This window comes from Acinetobacter sp. NCu2D-2 (assembly GCF_001647675.1).
GTDB lineage: Bacteria > Pseudomonadota > Gammaproteobacteria > Pseudomonadales > Moraxellaceae > Acinetobacter.
Window position 1 is genome coordinate 129,076 of sequence record NZ_CP015595.1, and the last position, 17,242, is coordinate 146,317.

Here is a 17,242-nt window from a genome sequence, read left to right on the forward strand (position 1 = left end):
TCTTATATTTTATCTCGCTCATACAAGAACCTAATATTTAATGCCAAACTTCTTCAATCGTGAAATTAACGTAGTTGGATTCATACCGAGCAAATGTGCAGCGCCGTCTTCACCAAAAATTTTACCTTCGCAGCGTTTTACTGCATTTTTTAAATTCTGAATCTCGAGTTGTTTTAGATCTTCTACGGTCATGATATCTGGTTGCATTGGCGCTTGATGATTCATATGTGTTGGAGTTGAAGCAGTCGTCTGTCCATCTTGTTCAAGTAAATACTGAAAGGAAACTGTACCCTGACGTGCAGTGATCATGGCCCGTTCTAATACATTTTGTAGTTCACGGATATTACCTGGCCAGTTATAACGTTGTAATTCTTGAATATGCTTCTGACTAAAAGGCAAATACGGAACTTTACGCTGTTCACTAATGACTTTAGAAAAATGGCTAACAAGAAGTGGAATATCTTCTTTTCTTTCACGCAATGCCGGTGAAAAAATCGGGAATACATTCAGACGAAAATATAAATCCTCTCGAAAACGCTTTTGCTGTACTTCCGTTTTTAAATTGCGATTGGTGGCTGCAATGATCCGTACATTGACTCTACGAGTATATTCTTCTCCGACGCGTTCAAAAGTTCCTTCTTGCAATACACGCAATAACTTGCTTTGTAACTCTAGGGGAATCTCACCGATTTCATCTAAAAATAGGGTGCCTTGATCAGCTAATTCAAAACGCCCAGCACGATCTCGAATTGCACCTGTAAACGCCCCTTTGACATGCCCAAAGAATTCACTTTCAAATAATTCAGCCGGAATGGCTGCACAGTTCACTCTAATTAATGGCTGTTGTTTTCGATGGCTTGATTGGTGAATGGCCCGAGCAATCAACTCTTTACTGGTGCCTGATTCACCATAAATCATTACATTGGCATCAGTCATTGCTACGACTTTAATTTTCTCAATAATCTCACGAATTGAGCTGCTATTACCCACAATTTCATGGTATTGATTTTCCTGTAAGATCTCTTCTTGCAAATATTCATTCTGCTGTTCAAGTCGACTTTTCAGGCTTTGTAGTTCATTCAGTGCTTGTGTCAGTTTCGTTTCGGTATTTAATCGCTCTGAAATGTCACGGAACACAACAACTGCCCCAATGATTTCTCCATCCCGAATGACAGGCGTACTGGTAAACTCCACAGGAAAATAACTACCATCAACTCGCCAAAAAATTTCCTGAATCCCTTCATGAATGACACCATCTTTTACTGCTGCATAAATTGGACACTCGTGTACAGGATAATGCTGACCATTTTCATGAGTATGATGATGGATGAGATGAATATTTTTACCCAATACATCTTCAGGCTTTAAACCGAGCATTTTGGCACCCACAGGATTAATGAAGGTACATAAGCCTTGTGGATTAATACTATAAATTCCATCCCCCACAGAACTCAGCAATAAATGTTTACCCGTATCAGAATCAATAAACAGCTCTTGTAAAGTCTGCCACTCTAAGAGTCCTGCACGAATTGCCTTGTCTGCATTTTTATTCAGTTGACGCAATTCCAAATCTTTCACATCGACTAAAGACCAAATCACATAAGTCGCTAAAGCTGCGGTTGAACTGGACGGCGTTACTCAAATGATTTTAACCACGGGTACACCCAATACTCCAGATCGTGGTGCAGAGATTTTATATGACTCTGTTATGGCCATCCGTGAGGTTGTTGAATTACCGATTCAAGTTCAATGTGAACCACCTAGTGATTTTTCTTGGTTCCAAAAACTTAAAGATGCTGGTGCTGTTTCAATTGGTATGCATTTAGAAGCTGTAAGTGAGCGGGTACGCCATCAGATTATGCCTGGCAAAGCAGAAGTTTCTTTAAACACCTATTTTGAGGCATTTAAAGCAGCTGTAGAAGTATTCGGAGAGGTCAAGTCAGCACTTACATTTTAGCTGGGCTTGGGGATACTGAAGATGAAATCATAGCAATGACAGCACAGCTAACAGCTTTGGGAGTTTATCCATTTGTAGTGCCATTCGTACCCATTCAAGGTACTGCACTTGAACATCACCCAAAACCTGATCCAAGTTTCATGCAAGCACTCTATCCCAAAATTGGAGCTCAGCTTAAACAACATGGCCTAAAGTCTGAAGATACCCAAGCGGGCTGTGCCAAATGTGGTGCATGTTCTTCACTGAAAGCTTATGAATAGGAGCATAACCTATGTACCTAGATGATGATCTTTCAAATAACAAATGGCTTAAACAGGTCAATTCTGACTTACAACAATATTTAAATGATGATTTTATTAGTGCAGATATTGTCATTAAGTTGGTCAGTGAAGATTGGGAACGCCGTCAATACTATCGTTTACGTGAAGCCACATTTCGCGATGAGCAACAGCTCTTAAAAGAAGACCGTGATGAATATGACTTTAAAGCCCTCGGAATTGTTGCAATAGGACAAATGTTTGGTGAACCTGATCGTGTGATTGGCGCTGTACGGATTTTCCCTGAGGGCAAACAAATTTGGTGGGGTGGACGTCTCTGTGTAGATCCACTTTATCGCCACCATCGCGCTATAGGTAAAGCCTTAATTAATGCGGCTGTGTCGACTGCAAAAAAACTTGGCTGCCAGTGCTTCCTTGCCACAGTACAACAGCAGAATGAAAACTATTTCAAGCACTTACACTGGTATAGCCAACGTCAGATTGAACTTGCAAATATTCCACATGTGTTAATGCAAGCAGATCTTGCACATTATCCACTGCAAAACATTAGTCAGGCGTATATGCAACATGCATCGACTAAAGAGGAGGTCTAAATGACAGTTTTAGAACTGAAACAGTTGGTGCAAGTCCTTAAGCAAACACCAGCCATGCAATCTAAGATCAATATTGGACATAGCATTGCTGCCAATACCACTAGGGCCAAAAAATTAAGTGATTTTTATGCCTTGCCGGGTGATGATGCCGCGGCAATTCAAATAGCACAGGGTTATTTGCTTCACGCTTCAGAAGGCATGATTCCCAGTTTTGTAGATCAGCATCCTTATTTCGCTGGATGGTCAGCTGTAATGGCAAATGTCAGTGATATTGCTGCCATGGGTGGTCGCGCAACCTCCATTGTAAATAGTTTTTGGCATACCAGTCATGAAAAAGCGCGTGAATTGATTCAAGGAATGCAAGATGCATGTGCACATTATGCTGTCATTTTTGCGGGTGGGCATACTCATATTGATCCTCATTTCCAACCTGCATTATCGGTTGCAATTCAAGGACAGGCACAACAGCTATTGTCTGTAATGCATGTACGACCTCAACAAAAAGTTGTGCTTGTTCTGAATATGAATGGCAAGTTTCACCCTGATACAACATATTGGAAATGCTTTGAAGGTGTAGCTCCCCATGTCTTGAGAAGACAACTTGAACTATTACCGGAAATTGCCGAAGAAGGCTTGGCAGTTGCCGCACGGGATATCAGTAATGCTGGAATTTTAGGTAGCTTACTCATGCTTTTAGAAGCAACAGGTTCTGGAGCAGATATTCGTCTCGATGATATCCCTAAACCAGCGGAGACCAGCTGGGAACACTGGTTACAACTTTTTCCAAGTTATGGCTTCCTATTAACTACAGATGCCGCGAACTGTGACCATTTAACTGCACTTTTTGCAAACCATGATTTGCATTGTGTGGTGATTGGAGAAGTCAATTCGACTGGATGTGTAACTGTAGAAATGGATACACATATCACCCAATTTTGGAACTTTAGAGAACAGGCATTTACCGGTTTAAGTTATGCCGAACAACTTCAAAATTTGCATCTGAATTCAACAGAATCTAGACAACAGGAACAGATCCTAATGCCAAGCGTAAACTTTACAGTGAAATGGCCAAACGGTCAGCACGATAATTTTTATTCACCAAGCACTATTGTCTACGAATACTTTCAAAAAGGTCAAAAAATGTTGGGTAATGAATTTCTAAATCAAGTGGACAATGCATTACATGCTGCATCGGAGCGTGTACGTGCTCGCTATGGATTTGCCTGCAGTTCTGCGATGGACACCTTAAATCGTATTCAGATCAAAGCTCAGCACATGGCTATTCAACCCACAGATTATATTGAAATTACAGATATCTATAACATCGATTAAGGAGATCATTATGTTTCAGCCTACAGCATTAAAATCACATTATGATGTCGTTATTGTCGGTGGTGGCCAAGCAGGCTTATCAGTCAGCCATTACTTAAAACAGGCCAATATTAATCATGTTGTACTTGAAAAAGAGGATAGCTTGACTCACAGCTGGCGTAAAAAACGTTGGGACAATTTCACCTTAGTTACGCCAAACTGGCAGTGTTTATTACCCAATCATCCTTATCAAGGTAATGATCCTGATGGATTTATGAAGCGTGATGAAATTGTTGAATATTTAGACGATTTTATTGAGAAATTAAATCCGCCTGCGGTACTCAATATTGCAGTACAGCACGTTCATAAAATTGCTGAACAGCATTTTGAAATTCTGACTACACATGGCAAAACTACAGCCAATCAAGTGGTGGTCGCAGCAGGGGGATATCACACGCCAATCTATCCGAAACTTAGCTCAACGTTACCAGACTCGGTCTATACCATTCACTCGGAACAGTACTTTAATGCGGAACAATTACCTGAAGGGAATGTTTTGGTTGTCGGTTCGGGTCAGTCTGGTGCTCAGATTGCTGAAGACTTACATTTGGCAGGTAAGAAAGTCTATCTTTCTATTGGTGATGCACCACGTTGTGCACGTTTTTACCGAGGTAAAGATGTGGTGAAATGGCTTTTTGACATGGGCTATTATGAAACCACTGTCAAAGATCACCGCTATAGTGAAGAGGTTCGTAATAGTACCAACCATTATGTCACTGGGCGCGATGGTGGACGCGATATCGACTTACGTAAATTTGCCTTGGAAGGTATGCAATTACTCGGTCGTTTTGCCGACTTTAAAGATGGAACGCTCCATTTTCAGCCGAATTTAAAGCAAAACCTAGACAGTGCTGATGCGACCTATAACCGGATCAATGCATCGATTGATGCTTATATTAAGAATAACTCTATCGAGACTGTAGAACCTGCGAGCGTCTATACGCCTGTCTGGGAGCCATCCTTTGAACTGACCGAAATTGATTTGGCTAAAGAAAATATCACTGCAATTATTTGGTGTATTGGATTTAGACCAGACTATAGCTGGATTGATTTAGATATATTCGAAGCAAGCGGTTACCCTAAACATGATCGCGGCATTACGATTGATGCTGATGTCAGCTTTATCGGTTTACCATGGCTGTATACATGGGGTTCTGGACGCTTTCTAGGGATCGACCAAGATGCAAAATATGTAACCGAACACATTCTGTATCGACATAAATTATTTCAAGAGAAGTATGCAGAAATGATTGCTTGAGCCAGATTTTTTGCCCTGTGTTTAATTAGACTGTATACCTTTACAGTCTAATTACATCACGTACTGTAAAGGAATCGTATTAACCCTGACAATAAATTTGATGTAAGGTTTCCATAATAGTAAGAACGTTTTTATCAGACAATTGATAGAAAATCTGCTTACCTTCACGCCGTGTCGAAACCAGTGCATTTTTTCGAAGAACTGTGAGCTGTTGTGATAGTGAGGGTTGATGAATCTCTGTACTGTTCTCAATTTGTTGTACATTCAGCTCACCATTGATTAACACACATAGAATCTTTAATCGGTCAGGATTCGCTAAAACCTTTAAACGATTTGCAACGTGGTCTACCTGTGTAAATTCGATTTTTAGGTTTTTCAACGCACTATTCATACATACGGTCCTTACTCTAAAGATCTAAGAGATCGGGAATTTCATGCATCATAACATAATATCGCTTGAATAATATATAAAGTTATATAATATAAATTTCAATATTATTGATGGCATGTTTGCTATGCATGATTTTGTGACGGCATTTATTGGTGGTGCTCTATTAGGGATCGCAGTGGTCGGTTACCTATATGTCCATGGACGTATTGCAGGCATCAGCGGCTTAATTGCTCAGGTGCTAAATCCACAAACGATCTTTAAAACGCCAGCGATTTGGTTTCTTTCAGGTCTGATGATTACGCCGTTTATTTATAGTCTGTTTGTTCAAACTGAGATCGTGTTGTCAGCCAGTCCATTCATGATGGTAATCGCAGGTTTATTGGTGGGTTTCGGCACTCGTTTAGGATCGGGTTGCACGAGTGGTCATGGTATTTGTGGCATCAGCCGATTATCGAAACGTTCCATTGTGGCTACCATGACTTTTATGTTTGCCGGCTTTGTTACTGTATATATCGTTCGTCATTGGATAGGAGCATTCTAAAATGAAAAACATTTTGGCTTTTGTATTTGGTTCGCTCTTTTCAGTAGGCTTGATGTTCTCTGGTATGTCTAATCCGCAGAAGGTCATCGACTTTTTGGACGTATTTGGTAATTGGGATGCAAGCCTTGCATTTGTGATGATGGGCGCGATTGCCGTGGCATTTATTCCATTCCAAAAAGCGGTGCGTAGCAGTACACCGACCACGGTATTTAATCAACCGATTGATTTACCAAGCAACAATAAAATTGATGCAAAACTGATTATAGGTGCTTTAATGTTTGGTGCAGGATGGGGAATTGCCGGTATTTGCCCAGCGCCAAGTTTGACCTTAATTGGTCTAGGGCATTATCAAGTGCTGTATTTTATTGTGGCGATGCTTGCAGGTGTATTCATTCACCGTAAATGGTCAGGAGCTTAAGCATGCAAAAACCAATTGTTCAAGATTTTTTTGACCAAGCGACCAATACCTTTAGTTATGTGGTGAGTGATCCGATGACTAAGCACTGCGCCATTATTGACAGTGTTCTGGACTATGATGCGGCATCAGCTACTACCTCTACCACGCATGCTGATCAAATCATTGCGTATGTCAAGGCACAAAATTTGAAAGTGGAATGGATTTTAGAAACCCATGTGCATGCCGATCATTTAACTGCAGCGCAATATTTAAAATCAGTATTGGGCGGCAAAATTGCCATGAGTCATCATATTGCTTTGGTACAAGAAACCTTTGGTGCCATCTACAATTTAGACATTAAACAGTTTAATACTCAGCAACCGTTTGATTATTTATTTGATGATCATGAACATTTTAAGATAGGTGAGCTAGACGCGCATAATATTCCTACACCAGGTCATACACCTGCATGCTTAAGCTATGTAGTGGGAGATGCTGTCTTTGTGGGTGATACCTTGTTTATGCCGGACTATGGCACAGCACGTTGTGATTTCCCACGCGGAAGTGCAGAGACCTTGTTTGATTCGGTGCAAAAGTTATATCAACTCCCATCGTCTACCCGTGTTTTCTTGTGCCATGACTATTTGCCAAAAACACGTGATGAATATCGCTGTCAAACCGATATTCAAACGCAAAAGCAGCACAACATTCATATTCATGAGGGAACAACCAAGGCTGAATTTGTTCAGATGCGCAATCAGCGTGATGCAACTTTGAGTATGCCTAAACTGATTTTGCCTGCGATTCAAATCAATATGCGTGCAGGGCAATTTCCTGAACCTGAAGAAAATGGTGTGTCGTATTTAAAATTACCGCTTAATTTCTTTAAAGCTTAGCGATATAGGTGATTCTTATCTGGGAAGATCAAACCAAAAATCACACCGCCGTCAAGGTTTTTAACAAAAACTTGCCCCTCATGAAGCTGCATAATCGATTTCACAATCCCAAGCCTAAACCTCCTGTACGACCTGAAGCATGACGGCTGCTTTCGACTTGATAAAAACGCTCAATTGACACACTCCCACCACTTTCGACTAGCTCAAGTGGAGGATTCTAAAAGCAAAAGCTCTTAGGCGACTCCCTCACGGATTTCGCTTGCTTTCTGCTTCACAAGGCGACCTTTACCGCATCCACCCTCCACAGACAAAACGGTGTGTCCCACCGCCAAAATATTGCGAGAAGCATTTATATCCGCATTCTCGCTAAAACCACACTCAATACAGTTAAAGTTTGCCTGAGTGAGCCTATTTTCTTTTGCAACATGACCACATGAACTAGGCTTTGTTGCACAAAGATTTGAAATGCAAAGCGCCCCTAATTGAGCCAAATTTAAGGCGTAACTTGGGTAAGTGGTCGACCTAATTCCGTAAATCTGTTGAGGACTGCTACACGTGCATGAATTTCATTCACCTGACTAGGAAAGCTTCTTGCCATTAATTTATCGCCTAATAATTTGATGCAATGCATCTTGGTTTCCACCAAACTGCGGCGATGATAGCCTGACCATTTTTTCCATAATGTCCTGCCTAAACGTTTAACTGTTCGAAGTAATTCATTTCGCTCTAGCGAGCTACTTTTTGTATCTTTCCATGGTTTCGCATTTTTTCTAGGTGGAATCACCGCATGTGCTTGCCGATCTGCAATAACCTGACGGCATTGCTTGGTGTCATAAGCTCCATCGGTATAAACAGAGTCAATCTGCTCATCTTGTGGAATCTGATTAAGTAAATCACCAAGCACCTGTGAATCACTGACATTATTGGTTGTGAGCTGAATAGCGCGTATTTGTAGGGTTTTGGCATCTATACCAATATGTAGTTTACGCCATTGGCGACGATATTCAGCTCCATGTTTCTTGCGTTTCCATTCGCCCTCACCTAGAAACTTCATGCCTGTAGAGTCTACAAGTAGATGCAGCCCCTCGCTACTTTTTTGGTAGCTGATTGCAATATCAATATGCTTTTGTCTTCTACAAAGCGTACTGTAATCTGGTGCGGTCCAATTTAATCCGCAAAGTTCAATCAGACTTTGCACAAAGCCAGTGACCATACGTAAAGATAGACGGAATAAGGATTTAATCATTAAGCAGCATTGGATAGCTGCGTCGGAGTAGGTTTGATTTCGCCCTTGTTTACCTTTTGATGGAGCATACCATTGCGTAGCAGGATCAAGCCAAATGGCAATATTTCCGCGACTCATGAGTACTCGGTTATATGCGGGCCAATTGGTTGTGCGGTAGATTTTCTGTGTAGGCTTATTCATTTGGAAATTATATCGCTGAAAAAGCCTTTATAGATAGGTTTGTGCAACAAAGCCATTTATAGTCTATTTACATTTTTCTTTAATATGGTAATACTTAAATAAAACAATAGTTTTACAAGAAAGAAAACAATAGTTTTACAAGAAAGAAAACAATAGTTTTACAAGAAAGAAAACAATAGTTTTACAAGAAAGCTGCTAAATAACGAATGGAGTGTAAAATGAGTGATCTTATAATATTATCGCAAGGTGCAAATAGTGAGTTTCAGGAAAAAATAATATCCAATAACCTAAATGGAACAACTCAAGTAAGTTTACAACAGGGAGAGTACTTAAAAGTTAGCGCAACTCCAGATCAAGTTGAAAGTATCCTTCAAGAAGGAAATAATCTAGTGATACGTTTAAAAGACGGTAGCAAGATTATTATAGAAAATTACGATTTTTTGAATGATGCACAAGTTATTTTTGGGGATGGAACTAATTTATGGATGACAGAAATCTCACAAGGAGTGAATGGCGAATTAATTATTAATTACAATCCAACGTCATCAATTATAGAAACATCAAGTACTGCAACTGCACCCACATTTTCGTCAACGGCCCTTAAAACTGGTTTAGGTATAGCTGCCATCGGAGGCATTGCAGCAGCTAGTAGTGGAGATTCAGGTGATTCAAAATCGGTTGATCGTGAACCTCCTGAATCTGGTGCACTCCAATTCAGTGAGTTCTCGGATTCTGGAATTTCTAATAGTGATAAGATTACCCAAGATAAAGCATTCAAGCTAGTATTAAATGGTCAAGAACCAAATACATCTGTGTCTTTTTGGATATCCGATGATCAGGGAAAAACTTGGAAAGAAACGACAGCAGATCAAGCGAACCTGGCAGACGGGACCTATCAGTTTAAAGCGGTGGTGACGGATGTTGCAGGAAATACCGCAGAAACAACTGTTCAAACCATCACAATTGATACTTCAGCCGTGGCAGGATCCCTCAGTATTGGTGAGTTTGAGGATACAGGTCGTTCAACCACCGATAATATTAGTCAGGACCAAAGCTTTAAACTGACGCTCACTGGTCAAGAAACTGATGCTTCAGTGCAGTATATGGTCTCTGAAGATCAAGGGGCGACATGGCAAGCCACCACAGCAGATCAAGCGAATCTGGCAGACGGGACCTATCAGTTTAAAGCAGTGGTGACGGATGTTGCAGGAAATACCGCAGAAACAACTGTTCAAACCATCACAATTGATACTTCAGCCGTGGCAGGATCCCTCAGTATTGGTGAGTTTGAGGATACAGGTCGCTCTAGCACAGATGGCATTAGTCAGGACCAAAGCGTGAAACTGACGCTCACTGGTCAAGAAACTGATGCTTTAGTGCAGTATATGGTCTCTAAAGATCAAGGGGCGACGTGGCAAGCCACCACAGCAGATCAAGCGAACCTGGCAGACGGGACCTATCAGTTTAAAGCGGTGGTGACGGACGTTGCAGGAAATACCGCAGAAACAACTGTTCAAACCATCACAGTTGATACTTCAGCCGTGGCAGGATCCCTCAGTATTGGTGAGTTTGAGGATACAGGTCGCTCTAGCACAGATGGCATTAGTCAGGATAAAAGCTTTGATCTGACACTTGCGGGTCAAGAATCTGGGAGTGATCTGGAATATCTGGTTTCAACTGATGGTAGCCAGACCTGGACAGCCACTACGGCAAGTCAAACTGACTTAGCCGATGGCACATACCAATTTAAAGTCAAAGTGACGGATGCGGCAGGCAATAGCAGTGAAACTGCAGTCCAGACGGTGACGGTCGATACCACAGCACCGATTGCTGGCACATTAAGCCTGAGCAACCTTGAGGATACCGGACGATCAGCCACTGACTTTATTACCCAGGATAAAAGCTTTGATCTGACACTTGCGGGTCAAGAATCAGGGAGTGATCTGGAATATCTGGTTTCAACTGATGGTGGCCAGACCTGGACAGCCACTACGGCAAGTCAAACTGACTTAGCCGATGGCACATACCAATTTAAAGTCAAAGTGACGGATGCGGCAGGCAATAGCAGTGAAACTGCAGTCCAGACGGTGACGGTCGATACCACAGCACCGATTGCTGGCACATTAAGCCTGAGCAACCTTGAGGATACCGGACGATCAGCCACTGACTTTATTACCCAGGATAAAAGCTTTGATCTGACACTTGCGGGTCAAGAATCAGGGAGTGATCTGGAATATCTGGTTTCAACCGATGGTGGCCAGACCTGGACAGCCACTACGGCAAGTCAAACTGACTTAGCCGATGGCACATACCAATTTAAAGTCAAAGTGACGGATGCGGCAGGCAATAGCAGTGAAACTGCAGTACAGACGGTGACGGTCGATACCACAGCACCGATTGCTGGCACATTAAGCCTGAGCAACCTTGAGGATACCGGACGATCAGCCACTGACTTTATTACCCAGGATAAAAGCTTTGATCTGACACTTGCGGGTCAAGAATCAGGGAGTGATCTGGAATATCTGGTTTCAACTGATGGTAGCCAGACCTGGACAGCCACTACGGCAAGTCAAACTGACTTAGCCGATGGCACATACCAATTTAAAGTCAAAGTGACGGATGCGGCAGGCAATAGCAGTGAAACTGCAGTACAGACGGTGACGGTAGATAATCAAATCAGCGTGGTATTCTTACCATTAGGTGCAGAAGATACGGGTATTTCAGATACTGACTTTATTACCAAAACCAACACTTTTGAGTTAAAACTTGGGGGTGATGCACTTGTTCCAGAGTTGATTGATTATCTTATTTCGACAGATGGTGGCCAGACCTGGACAGCAACCAGAGCACAGCAAAATGGGTTAGCAGATGGGAATTATTTATTCAAAGCGATTGCAACAGATGTAGCTGGAAACCGTGCTGAAACAGTGATTCAACAAATTATCATCGATACCACAGCACCGATTGCTGGCACATTAAGCCTGAGCAACCTTGAGGATACCGGACGATCAGCCACTGACTTTATTACCCAGGATAAAAGCTTTGATCTGACACTTGCGGGTCAAGAATCTGGGAGTGATCTGGAATATCTGGTTTCAACCGATGGTAGCCAGACCTGGACAGCCACTACGGCAAGTCAAACTGACTTAGCCGATGGCACATACCAATTTAAAGTCAAAGTGACGGATGCGGCAGGCAATAGCAGTGAAACTGCAGTCCAGACGGTGACGGTCGATACCACAGCACCGATTGCTGGCACATTAAGCCTGAGCAACCTTGAGGATACCGGACGATCAGCCACTGACTTTATTACCCAGGATAAAAGCTTTGATCTGACACTTGCGGGTCAAGAATCAGGGAGTGATCTGGAATATCTGGTTTCAACTGATGGTGGCCAGACCTGGACAGCCACTACGGCAAGTCAAACTGACTTAGCCGATGGCACATACCAATTTAAAGTCAAAGTGACGGATGCGGCAGGCAATAGCAGTGAAACTGCAGTCCAGACGGTGACGGTCGATACCACAGCACCGATTGCTGGCACATTAAGCCTGAGCAACCTTGAGGATACCGGACGATCAGCCACTGACTTTATTACCCAGGATAAAAGCTTTGATCTGACACTTGCGGGTCAAGAATCAGGGAGTGATCTGGACTATCTGGTTTCAACCGATGGTGGCCAGACCTGGACAGCCACTACGGCAAGTCAAACTGACTTAGCCGATGGCACATACCAATTTAAAGTCAAAGTGACGGATGCGGCAGGCAATAGCAGTGAAACTGCAGTACAGACGGTGACGGTCGATACCACAGCACCGATTGCTGGCACATTAAGCCTGAGCAACCTTGAGGATACCGGACGATCAGCCACTGACTTTATTACCCAGGATAAAAGCTTTGATCTGACACTTGCGGGTCAAGAATCAGGGAGTGATCTGGAATATCTGGTTTCAACCGATGGTAGCCAGACCTGGACAGCCACTACGGCAAGTCAAACTGACTTAGCCGATGGCACATACCAATTTAAAGTCAAAGTGACGGATGCGGCAGGCAATAGCAGTGAAACTGCAGTCCAGACGGTGACGGTCGATACCACAGCACCGATTGCTGGCACATTAAGCCTGAGCAACCTTGAGGATACCGGACGATCAGCCACTGACTTTATTACCCAGGATAAAAGCTTTGATCTGACACTTGCGGGTCAAGAATCAGGGAGTGATCTGGAATATCTGGTTTCAACCGATGGTAGCCAGACCTGGACAGCCACTACGGCAAGTCAAACTGACTTAGCCGATGGCACATACCAATTTAAAGTCAAAGTGACGGATGCGGCAGGCAATAGCAGTGAAACTGCAGTCCAGACGGTGACGGTCGATACCACAGCACCGATTGCTGGCACATTAAGCCTGAGCAACCTTGAGGATACCGGACGATCAGCCACTGACTTTATTACCCAGGATAAAAGCTTTGATCTGACACTTGCGGGTCAAGAATCAGGGAGTGATCTGGAATATCTGGTTTCAACCGATGGTAGCCAGACCTGGACAGCCACTACGGCAAGTCAAACTGACTTAGCCGATGGCACATACCAATTTAAAGTCAAAGTGACGGATGCGGCAGGCAATAGCAGTGAAACTGCAGTCCAGACGGTGACGGTAGACAATACTCCTCCAGAGGCAGGTACATTTAACGTTATTGCGCTTGATGATACAGGACGCTTTGCAACTGATTTTATTACCCAAGATCGAAGCTTTGAGTTGGGGCTGAGTGGTTATGAGCTGGGTACGGACATTAAATATTTTATCTCAACTGATTTGGGTCAAACGTGGACAGCTACGACTGCAACACAAACTGATTTAACGGATGGTGAATATCAATTCAAGGCGGTGGTCACAGATGTTGCTGGTAATTCAACAGCAATCACGCAAACAATTGTGGTCGATAATGTAATGGCTGCTGTTTGGGATCTAACAAACTTTGTAGATACAGGAAAGTCAGATACAGATTTGATCACCTTTACAGATAGTTTTGAACTGAATATTTCAGGTGAACGCTATGTAGAGGATGATGTTCAATACTATGTCTCAACAGATGCAGGTCTGACTTGGCAGTCAACAATAAAAGTGCAAATAGATTTAGCAGACGGCACATATCTCTTTAAGGCTGCTGTCACAGATTTAGCAGGCAATAGTGCTGAGCTGAATATACTCACGATTACGGTAGATACAGTTCCACCTGTAATTGGTGAATTGGTACTATCTGGCTTTGAGGATTTGGGGCAATATGGCGACTACGTTTCGAAGGATGGTATCTTCAATTTGGCGTTAACTCGCCAAGAATACAATACTGCACATCCATCTCAGTACAGTGATTTGGTGTATTACGTTTCGATTGATGGTGGTCAAACTTGGAAAGAAACCACAACTCATCAAAATCTAGCGGATGGTGAATATCAATTTAAAGCCGTAGTGACAGATACCGCAGGAAATGTCTCTGAAAGCAATATTCAAAGCATTGTAGTCGATACAACAATTTTAGGTGTTACCGATCTTAGCTTTGAGTTAAATCATGCTGGTTATTATTCTTACCTTCGTGGCGTTGCACTTGAGGAATATGCCTATATCGAGGTGTACGATGAAGCTGGTAATAGATTATCATGGACTTCTAGCTATGAATCGAATGATCTAAACTTTACAGCTTATATATATCCTTATGAAATAGGTCAGTCTTTGCATTTAGTGCTCATCGATAAAGCAGGAAATAAGAGTGAAGCAATAAAATACGCTCCTGAAATTGATATGACAGCTCCACAACCGATTCAAAATTTTATGGTTGAGGAATATACTTCATATATAGTGGTGTCGGGACAAGTTGGACAAAATATGATTATTGAAGTCTATACCCAAGACGGCTTTAAAATTCAGGAAAGTTCTCCTTTAAGGGAGGATATAAGTTTTTATGTTGATGCTGCAGCATATGCTGGACAGGAATTGAGTTTTGTTGTTCGTCATCCAAATGGTTTGACCAGTACACCAGTTACCTATCAGATTGCAGAAAATCTAAATGCGGCGGATGCACCTTGGAACCTGAATTTAAATGATGATGGCATTATCTTGACTGGAGAACTTGCTCAAGGGGACGTATATCTAATTATCAAAGATCCTCAAGGCAATACATTATTTAGTGAGTATATGTATGATGCAGGTGCATTTAGTGTTGAGTTATGGAATTCCTACTTAAACGGTGGGGAGCTTTATGCTTATGTGTATGATCCATATACCTATCAAACCAGTAGTGCTGTTAAGTTCCCTGCTCCTTTAGATGTTACACCGCCACAGATAGATAATCTGAGTCTCGACGAAAATGGTTATCTGTATTTAGAGACGGAAGTTGGAGCAAAAGTTAAAGTCTTAAATGGAAATGGTAAAATCCTAGTAGAACAAACCGTCTATGGCAGTGGAACTTTTGATGCTTATCTGAATAGTATAGTAGGTCTCGAAGGACAGAATGTTTTAGTTCAAGTTGAAGATTCGAGAGGAAATATAGCCGAGCAACAGATTCTTTATCCAATCTCGCCTGAGGCACCAAATCCAGCCATTAACCTGCAATTAGCAGCAAATGGTTTCGAGCTCACAGGAGAACTGACTTCAATCCCAGATGGTGATTATGTCCATGTTTATGTGCGGGATATTCAAGGTAATTATCTAGGATCTTCATTATGGAATAGTGAAGCTGGCACATTCCTTATCCAATTGCATACACCTCAACTTAGTGGTCAAACTCTGTATGTGCAGACAGTGTCGTCTTGGGGAGGTAAAACGGGTCAAGCGGTTGAAGTTATTGCGCCAATTGATATGACACCACCTACTGCTATTTCAGATATTTTTATTGAGACAACTCAAGATTATCAATTCATTGTGACAGGGAAGGCTAAGCCACTTACAACGATCACGTATAAGTATACAGATCAGCAATATTCTACTTCGACTGATGTTAATGGTGACTTTAGAACTAGTATTTCTAAATACGGTATTGCGAATGGTGAGTTATTAGAGCTGTATGTACTTGATAGTAATGGTAACACTAGTCCTATAAAACACGTACAACTCCCAGTGGATGATACATCTCCATTGGCTGCATCTGATTTTAAAATTGATGAGAATGGTTATCTTATTGCCTCTATGGAAGCAGGCAGTATCTATCATATGACTGTTTATTACACAGATGGACAGATGCTAGATGCAACGTATTATGATTGGAGTTATACAGGACAAATCAATCATTCATTCTTATTAGGAGATACTACACTAGTAAAATATTTTGAAATTACAGTAGAAGATGCATTTGGTAATTATAGTACGACAACGACAGTGCAATATGCAGACTTAGCCAGAATTTCAGTGGATAGTTTGGTGGGTAGTAGTGCTGATGATGTCTTTGTAGTAGACCATTATCTTGACTACGTACAAGAGTATGATATCCAATGGACAGATGGTGTATATCATACGATCGATCGTGGCGGATATGACCGTGTTGAAACTTATATCAGTTATGATTTATCCAGCTATCAGAGCATCCAAATTGACGGTGCCGATTATTGGTTGCAAAAAGGTCAATATGTCGAAGAAATCGAGCTGATTGGGCAAGCGAGAATTGATGCTGTTGGTAATGATCTAGACAATGTCATCATTGGAAATATTGCTAATAACCGACTGGAAGGGCGTGAAGGCAACGATATCTTTATCGGCGGTTTAGGCTCTGATACGGTCATCTATAATGTGTTAAATAATTCTGCTGATGATGGTGGTATAGGTCAAGATACATGGAAAGATTTCCATGTAGGTGATACTCGTATCGATTCCAATGCAGATGTCATTAATCTTTCAGGCTTCTTAAAAGGTTATGACAGTAGTTTAGGAAAACTAGATGACTTCTTGGATGTTGTGCTACAAGGGCAAGATACAATGATTCGTATAGATCGTGATGGTATTGCAGGAACGGATCATGCATTTACCGATTTGTTAGTGCTTGAAAATACACAAACTACATTGGATGAGTTGCTACGTAATCATCAAATTTATATTTAATTGATCCGTTTAGGTTTCTACAAAGTCAGCTCAATTGAGCTGGCTTT

10 protein-coding genes and 3 pseudogenes are annotated in these 17,242 nt (G+C 41.9%); 9 read left to right on the forward strand and 4 right to left on the reverse strand.

Annotation, left to right across the window (positions count from 1 at the left end):
- Window positions 1-30 precede the first annotated feature (30 nt).
- Window positions 31-1,599, reverse strand: coding sequence for a sigma-54 interaction domain-containing protein (locus tag A3K93_RS13740; protein WP_227509910.1), 1,569 nt, complete (start codon window positions 1,597-1,599; stop codon window positions 31-33).
- A 4-nt stretch (window positions 1,600-1,603) separates the two neighbouring features.
- Between A3K93_RS13740 and A3K93_RS13745 the strand changes: the two are divergent.
- The 5 genes and pseudogenes from A3K93_RS13745 to A3K93_RS13760 all read left to right on the forward strand — a co-directional run.
- A pseudogene (locus tag A3K93_RS13745) lies at window positions 1,604-2,217 on the forward strand (MSMEG_0568 family radical SAM protein); the annotation flags it as partial.
- Between the two features lie 11 nt (window positions 2,218-2,228).
- Window positions 2,229-2,828 (forward strand): MSMEG_0567/Sll0786 family nitrogen starvation N-acetyltransferase, encoded by a 600-nt coding sequence (locus A3K93_RS13750; RefSeq protein WP_067731876.1) that lies wholly within the window; start codon window positions 2,229-2,231, stop codon window positions 2,826-2,828.
- Window positions 2,829-3,836, forward strand: a pseudogene (locus tag A3K93_RS13755) (sll0787 family AIR synthase-like protein); the annotation flags it as partial.
- Between the two features lie 30 nt (window positions 3,837-3,866).
- The gene (locus tag A3K93_RS15105; protein ID WP_236761095.1) at window positions 3,867-4,160 is read left to right on the forward strand and encodes an MSMEG_0570 family nitrogen starvation response protein; all 294 of its coding nucleotides are present in this window, start codon (window positions 3,867-3,869) and stop codon (window positions 4,158-4,160) included.
- A 10-nt stretch (window positions 4,161-4,170) separates the two neighbouring features.
- The gene (locus tag A3K93_RS13760) at window positions 4,171-5,457 is read left to right on the forward strand and encodes an MSMEG_0569 family flavin-dependent oxidoreductase (RefSeq protein WP_067731880.1); all 1,287 of its coding nucleotides are present in this window, start codon (window positions 4,171-4,173) and stop codon (window positions 5,455-5,457) included.
- A 79-nt stretch (window positions 5,458-5,536) separates the two neighbouring features.
- Here the strand turns inward: A3K93_RS13760 and A3K93_RS13765 are convergent, their stop codons facing one another.
- The gene (locus A3K93_RS13765) at window positions 5,537-5,848 is read right to left on the reverse strand and encodes an ArsR/SmtB family transcription factor (protein WP_067731882.1); all 312 of its coding nucleotides are present in this window, start codon (window positions 5,846-5,848) and stop codon (window positions 5,537-5,539) included.
- A 124-nt stretch (window positions 5,849-5,972) separates the two neighbouring features.
- Here A3K93_RS13765 and A3K93_RS13770 point away from each other — a divergent pair, with 124 nt between their 5' ends.
- Genes A3K93_RS13770 through A3K93_RS13780 form a run of 3 tightly spaced genes read left to right on the forward strand, consistent with a single transcriptional unit; the run spans window position 5,973 to window position 7,682 of the window.
- Window positions 5,973-6,389 carry a YeeE/YedE family protein gene (locus A3K93_RS13770; RefSeq protein ID WP_067731884.1) on the forward strand — a complete coding sequence of 139 codons (417 nt, stop codon included), beginning with the start codon at window positions 5,973-5,975 and terminating at the stop codon, window positions 6,387-6,389.
- A gap of 1 nt (window position 6,390) precedes the next feature.
- Window positions 6,391-6,807, forward strand: a complete 417-nt coding sequence (locus A3K93_RS13775; RefSeq protein WP_067731886.1) for a DUF6691 family protein — start codon at window positions 6,391-6,393, stop codon at window positions 6,805-6,807.
- Between the two features lie 2 nt (window positions 6,808-6,809).
- Complete coding sequence (locus A3K93_RS13780; RefSeq protein ID WP_067731887.1) at window positions 6,810-7,682, forward strand: MBL fold metallo-hydrolase; 873 nt, start codon at window positions 6,810-6,812, stop codon at window positions 7,680-7,682.
- A 233-nt stretch (window positions 7,683-7,915) separates the two neighbouring features.
- Here the strand turns inward: A3K93_RS13780 and A3K93_RS13785 are convergent.
- Both A3K93_RS13785 and A3K93_RS13790 read right to left on the reverse strand, forming a co-directional pair.
- Window positions 7,916-8,122 (reverse strand): annotated as a pseudogene (locus A3K93_RS13785) (zinc ribbon domain-containing protein); the annotation flags it as partial.
- A gap of 53 nt (window positions 8,123-8,175) precedes the next feature.
- Window positions 8,176-9,108: an IS5-like element IS17 family transposase gene (locus A3K93_RS13790; RefSeq protein WP_081408561.1), complete on the reverse strand. Its 933-nt coding sequence runs from the start codon at window positions 9,106-9,108 to the stop codon at window positions 8,176-8,178.
- Between the two features lie 218 nt (window positions 9,109-9,326).
- Here A3K93_RS13790 and A3K93_RS13795 point away from each other — a divergent pair, with 218 nt between their 5' ends.
- Window positions 9,327-17,195, forward strand: coding sequence for an Ig-like domain-containing protein (locus A3K93_RS13795; RefSeq protein ID WP_067731893.1), 7,869 nt, complete (start codon window positions 9,327-9,329; stop codon window positions 17,193-17,195).
- Window positions 17,196-17,242 lie beyond the last annotated feature (47 nt).

Bases quoted from the DNA above. Each gene is read 5' to 3' on its own strand.
- A3K93_RS13750 (WP_067731876.1), top strand. From the start codon at position 2,229: ATGTACCTAGATGATGATCTTTCAAATAACAAATGGCTTAAACAGGTC.
- A3K93_RS15105 (WP_236761095.1), top strand. From the start codon at position 3,867: ATGCCAAGCGTAAACTTTACAGTGAAATGGCCAAACGGTCAGCACGAT.
- A3K93_RS13760 (WP_067731880.1), top strand. From the start codon at position 4,171: ATGTTTCAGCCTACAGCATTAAAATCACATTATGATGTCGTTATTGTC.
- A3K93_RS13765 (WP_067731882.1), bottom strand. From the start codon at position 5,848: ATGAATAGTGCGTTGAAAAACCTAAAAATCGAATTTACACAGGTAGAC.
- A3K93_RS13770 (WP_067731884.1), top strand. From the start codon at position 5,973: ATGCATGATTTTGTGACGGCATTTATTGGTGGTGCTCTATTAGGGATC.
- A3K93_RS13775 (WP_067731886.1), top strand. From the start codon at position 6,391: ATGAAAAACATTTTGGCTTTTGTATTTGGTTCGCTCTTTTCAGTAGGC.
- A3K93_RS13780 (WP_067731887.1), top strand. From the start codon at position 6,810: ATGCAAAAACCAATTGTTCAAGATTTTTTTGACCAAGCGACCAATACC.
- A3K93_RS13790 (WP_081408561.1), bottom strand. From the start codon at position 9,108: ATGAATAAGCCTACACAGAAAATCTACCGCACAACCAATTGGCCCGCA.
- A3K93_RS13795 (WP_067731893.1), top strand. From the start codon at position 9,327: ATGAGTGATCTTATAATATTATCGCAAGGTGCAAATAGTGAGTTTCAG.